Origin of the sequence: Frisingicoccus sp. (genome assembly GCA_016298055.1) — a bacterium.
In the GTDB taxonomy this organism is placed as follows: Bacteria; Bacillota; Clostridia; order Lachnospirales; family Lachnospiraceae; genus Frisingicoccus.
On sequence record JAEDDO010000136.1, the window covers coordinates 1 to 4,862 of the forward strand.

At 41.4% G+C, this 4,862-nt stretch carries 5 protein-coding genes; all 5 read left to right on the forward strand.

Going from position 1 to position 4,862, the window contains the following annotated elements:
• The coding region (locus QZZ35_RS09105; protein ID WP_291237115.1) for a dicarboxylate/amino acid:cation symporter at positions 1 to 1,288 on the forward strand (1,288 nt) is incomplete at its 5' end.
• A gap of 26 nt (positions 1,289 to 1,314) precedes the next feature.
• A complete protein-coding gene (locus tag QZZ35_RS09110) occupies positions 1,315 to 2,490 on the forward strand; it encodes an HD-GYP domain-containing protein (protein ID WP_291237116.1) in 1,176 nt (391 codons plus the stop codon).
• A 250-nt stretch (positions 2,491 to 2,740) separates the two neighbouring features.
• Positions 2,741 to 3,520, forward strand: a complete 780-nt coding sequence (locus QZZ35_RS09115; RefSeq protein WP_291237117.1) for a M15 family metallopeptidase — start codon at positions 2,741 to 2,743, stop codon at positions 3,518 to 3,520.
• Positions 3,507 to 4,061, forward strand: coding sequence for a prepilin peptidase (locus QZZ35_RS09120; protein WP_291237118.1), 555 nt, complete (start codon positions 3,507 to 3,509; stop codon positions 4,059 to 4,061). Before QZZ35_RS09115 ends, QZZ35_RS09120 begins: the two co-directional genes overlap by 14 nt.
• Positions 4,062 to 4,080: 19 nt before the next feature.
• Positions 4,081 to 4,862 (forward strand): cation:dicarboxylate symporter family transporter (locus QZZ35_RS09125; RefSeq protein ID WP_291237119.1); only part of this gene is annotated, 782 nt, incomplete at its 3' end.

The following is a 4,862-nucleotide window of genomic DNA, read 5'->3' on the forward strand; positions in this document are numbered from 1 at the left end:
CATCAATACCGTCTCGATTCGTGTGACAGCCTCTCGATATCGTCAGCTTCTTCTGACACTTGGCGCTATGGTGCTTGGTATTTTTACAGGGATAATTCTGAAAATGTTTGTACCGCAGACGTTCACGGTTATACTTTCTGATGACCTGTTTTCTCCTGTATCGACCATGTTTTTGAACGCAGTAAAATTTGTTGTGGCACCGCTCGTCTTCTTTTCAATTGCTTCCTGTATCGGGGATTACGGTGATATGAAAGCTTTGGGAAGAATTGGAGGAAAAGTAATCGGTACATATTTTTTTACATCACTTCTGGCCGTTTTTCTCGGAGCAGGTATTTATGGAATTTTCAGAATCGGGGATCCGGCGCTTGCCGGGGCGGTGACGGATGCAGCATCTTCTGCAATCGAAAAAAGTACAGCAGTTTCCACTTCTGCTAAGGACATGATAATGGGGATCATTCCGTCAGATATCATCACGCCTTTTTTGAATATGGATATGCTTCAGGTGATTTTTATTGCATTTTTACTGGGATTTACGACAAAAAAGATTGGCCAGTATTCTGAAACATTCCGGACGGCACTTAATACAGGTAATGCGGTTTTTTCTCAGGCAACAGCAATCATTATCAGTTTTATGCCATTATCCGTTTTTTGTTCGATGGCAAAGATGATCATTTCGCTTGATATAAAGAATCTTCTGAAATTATTGACATGGCCGGCAACAATTTATTTTGCGGATATTCTCATGATCTGTGTTTACGGATTGCTTTTACTTATTGTCGGACGATTGAATCCGGTGACATTTTTTCGAAAATTTTCTCCGGCGATGCTCTCGGCTTTCACAATGGCATCCAGCAGTGCGACCATTCCGGTCTCAATCGAAATATGTAAAGACCGGCTTGGAATTGCAAAGAAGGTCTATTCTTTTTCAATTCCGCTGGGAGCTACAATTAATATGGATGGAAGTTGTATTACCCAGATGATCTCCGCACTTTTTATGGCGAAGATATTTGGAGTTCCGATGACAATGTCATTAGTCTTTTCCATGGCACTGACTATCTTTGTTTTGTCAGTAGGCGCACCCGGAGTGCCAGGAGGTGCACTTGTCTGTATTGCCCTTCTCCTTCCGCAGTACGGAATTCCTGTTGAAGGCATCAGCCTGATCATGGGACTCTATTCCCTGGTCGGCATGATGCAGACATGTGTAAATGTTACGGGAGATGCAACAGTGACAACCATTGTTGCAAAAAGTGAAGGTTTAATGGATATGGAAAAATTCAAAAATGTCTAGGAGTCATTTTTTACAAAGGAGTTAATATGAATTTTACGAAGCGCTTGATTGAAGACTTTGAAAATGATGCAGACCGGCGTATGTCATCTATGTGTCGGATTATGATTGTACTGATGGCCATTGTTATTTTGTTAAATAAGATACATATCTTTAATATTTCAAGCATGATCTATCCCACATTGTTAGTGGCCATGGCAATTTTATTTATTCCTACGGTATTATATGATGTTTTTCATATATGCAGTAAAACAGCACATTACTTTGTTTTGACGCTTGTCGTATTGATGGCGGGGTTACTGTATTCAATTTTGTCTTATCATGTCATCATTATGCTGGTATTTCCGGTAGCCGTTTCCTGCTTGTATTGTGACAAGAAAAGTGTTTGGTACACGACCTTGTTAAGTATGCCGGTTATGGCACTCAGCCATTTAATTGCGTTTTGGCTGAGAATCGTGCCGGATGAGCCACTGGTTACGCTTCATGGGGTATTTGTATATGGAGTGATTCCCCGCTGTATCGAACTCCTTGCCATAGCTGCCATTTGCCTTTCCGTAACGAGCAAGCTTCAGAATCTGATTAAAGAGCTGATTGAAAAAAATAATGAGTTATATGCCGATCAGGAGACATTGGTGCGCTCATTGGCAGAATTAGTGGAAGCTCAGAGCAAAGAAACGGGGCAGCATGTCAAAAGAGTTGCTGCTTATACGGAAATACTGTGTCGTGCCTTAGGATTTTCTGAGGAAGAGACATGGAAGGTGAGTGTTGCCAGCATGATGCATGATGTGGGAAAAATCGGTGTACCTCGGGAGATATTGAACAAACCATCAAAATTGACAGAGGAAGAATTTGCGGAAGTAAAGAAACATGTAGATTATGGATATGACTTGCTGCGTAATTCTCCCGGAGAGATCATGAAGATCGCAGCCCGTATTGCACATGAACATCATGAACGTTTCGACGGTTCGGGATATCAGAATAATATGAAAGCTGAAGAAATATCTTTATATGCAAGATGTGTAGCAATTGCGGATGTGTTTGATGCACTTGTCAGTCATCGCTGTTATAAGGACGCCTGGGATCCGGAACGTGTCCGTGCAGAGATTATGGCAGAGGCAGGACGCCAATTCGATCCGAAGTTGACAGAACTGTTTAACAGTCATTTTGAAGAATTCCTTCATGTCATGGAACGTTTTCCGGATTAAAGCAGTCAGGTGTCCGGGGGAGGGTTCACAGCACTTCGAAAAGGCTTGTTAATGATACAAAATCTGCTCTATTGACAGGCGAAAAGAGTCGATAGAGCTGATTATTTTGTGTCAGGACAATGCTTGAGGATGTACACATTTTATGGTATACTGTGAATCAAAGATTACATTTCTGTCTCAGTTCGTGAGAAATTTTTTCCATAGATATCTAAACAGTTACAATATTTTTAATAAAGGGAGGACTGATCGTATGAAAAAAGCAATGAAACGTCAGGCTGCAGTTTTAATGGCAGCTGTTTTTCTGATGTCTGCCGGAGGATGTACTCAAAAGAAGAATGTTGAAACAAGTACAGAGACTGTGCAGAAGGAAACGGAAGTGGCAGATGAAATGAATTCGGAAGGATTTGTACTTTTGTCAGATGTGGCACCGGATGTGATTCAGGAGGTTCGCTATTATACTACATATAATTTTGTGGGTGAGCGAATTGACGGATATGAGGAACCGTGTGTGCTGATGACAAAGGAAGCCGCTGCCGCGCTCAATGAAGTGAGCAAAGAGGTGATGGAACAGGGATACCGCCTGAAGGTTTATGATGCATATCGGCCTCAGACAGCAGTCGATCATTTTGTCAGATGGGCGGAGGATCTGGATGCCAAAGAGATGAAGGATTATTTCTATCCGGAAGTAGACAAAACCTTATTATTTGATCAGGGATATATCGATGCGAAATCCGGTCACAGCCGGGGAAGTACGGTAGATCTGACATTATTTGATATGTCTACGGGAAAAGAGGTAGATATGGGCGGAACTTTTGATTATTTTGGAGAACTGTCCCATCCGGACTATACAGAAGGGCTGACGGACGAACAATATGCAAATCGCATGCTTCTCCGTGAGGCGATGATCCGTCACGGTTTTAGGCCTTTGGAGACAGAGTGGTGGCATTTTACTTTGGAGAATGAGCCATATCCGGATACCTATTTTGATTTTCACGTGAATGCAGAAGTTGTTTCTGATGCCGGTTTATAAAAAAAGCAGATTCATCATAATCCTTTTTTCAATTTTGGCGGTATTATGTCTGATTCGTTTTGGTTTATCCGTTATTTGTCTGAGAAATCTGATATTATTGGGATGCCTTTTTTGTTTATCATTGACGGATCTGGAAAGTTATATTATTCCGGATAGCTGCCTGATTATTGCGTCAGCAGCATGGGTGGCGGCGATTCCTTTTGAATTTGAAAAATATGGCACGCTTATGGGGATAGGGATCCATGTAGCATCAGCCTTTGTATGTGGAGGCAGCGTTTTAGCAATAGCACTTTTGATGGATATTGTGTTAAAAAAAGAAAGTCTTGGCGGCGGCGATATTAAATTGATCGCCGTTATGGGACTTTATTTGGGAATGGATGCATCCTTGTTTGCTATGCTGATTTCTTGTATAATGGGACTTATATTCGTCCTGATACGCAAGGGGATTCATCCGAATATAGAGGATCATTTTCCATTTGGTCCGTCGATTGCTGTGTCAATATGGATTGTCTTAATGTACGGCGATTTTTTAATAAAATGAACAGAAAGGATAAAAAATTGTGAAACGGGTAAAGAGCCAGAAGAAAAGTTTTATTTTGAGTAGAGAATCAATTGATGAAGCCAGTGAGTGGTTGGCGGAGATCCTTTCAGAAGCTGATTTTAATAGAAAAGATATTTTAAAATTTCGACTTTCTGTGGAAGACGTGATGCTGAAATGGCTTGAAGAGATTGGAGAAGGTACGGAGTGCATTGTAAAATGCGGTACACGTTTGCGAAGATCTTATTTATCACTTTCGGCGGCAGGATCGAAAAGTAATCCAAGGGAATTTGATAGTTATGATGAAATCGGGAATGGAAGTTCTCTACTTTCACTGATGGGTCTGGCTATCGAATATCATTATAAGGACGGGATTAATGAAGTTTCCATGCTCCTGGTATCTGAGCCGTCGTCGAAGAAGCCCTGGATGCTCATATCACTGGTCGTATCGGTTTTGCTGGGGATAATCATTACCGGTTTTTTACCTGAAGCGGGAGATGTACTATATGAACAGGCGGTCACCCCCCTTTTTAATACGATGATGAATCTTCTGTCGGCATTGGCCGGCCCTATGATTTTTCTGGCGGTATGTTCCGGTATCTACGGCGTTGGCGATGTTGTGCTTTTTGGAAAGATTGGAAAAAAACTGATTAAACGTTTTGTGGGGATGACGTTTGTGTTTCTCGCAGGAACATTGGTTGTCTGCCTTCAATTTGTTGATGTGACCTTTAATAGGACTTCAATGAATATGAGTGTTTTTTCCAGAATTTATCAGATGATTCTTGATACAATTCCGCCGGACAT